Annotated in this window: 1 protein-coding gene; it reads left to right on the top strand. The window is 54.7% G+C overall.

The window, feature by feature from the left end:
• Positions 1 to 374 (top strand): hypothetical protein (locus CQ12_RS37005; protein WP_057840176.1); only part of this gene is annotated, 374 nt, incomplete at its 5' end.
• Between the last annotated feature and the right edge of the window lie 70 nt (positions 375 to 444).

Raw genomic sequence — 444 nt, 5'->3', positions numbered from 1 at the left:
CAGGCTTTCAACAAGCTCAGAATTTCGCCGCCCAGAACGCCACGGCCCGACGTTTCGACAACCAACTCAATCAACTCAACCTTAAGCAGGAGATTTTCCCCATGTCTAACCGTCGCCTCGTCAAAGTCGTTATCGTCGATCCGAACGAGAATATCCCACTTGACGATTGCGTCCTCTACAGCGGCGACGAAAAGCTGACTGACTCGACGGACCAAGAGCTTTTCTTCGAGATCGACATTAAGGGCATTCTCGAAGCCCATAACGACAAGCGCGTGAAGGTCATCGACAAGAGGGTCAAGGAACGCACCGAACATCTGGAGCCGGCGAAGATCCGCGATCTGAAGATGGTCGTCGTCAACATCGCGACGTTCTGAAGTCGCTCCCATGACCCGCGCCGCCCAAATCCTCTTCGTGCTCGTCGCCGTCTCGATCTGCATCCCGCTT

The organism is Bradyrhizobium jicamae, from assembly GCF_001440395.1.
In the GTDB taxonomy this organism is placed as follows: domain Bacteria; phylum Pseudomonadota; class Alphaproteobacteria; order Rhizobiales; family Xanthobacteraceae; genus Bradyrhizobium; species Bradyrhizobium jicamae.
This window is presented reverse-complemented; position numbering and strand designations above follow the sequence as displayed.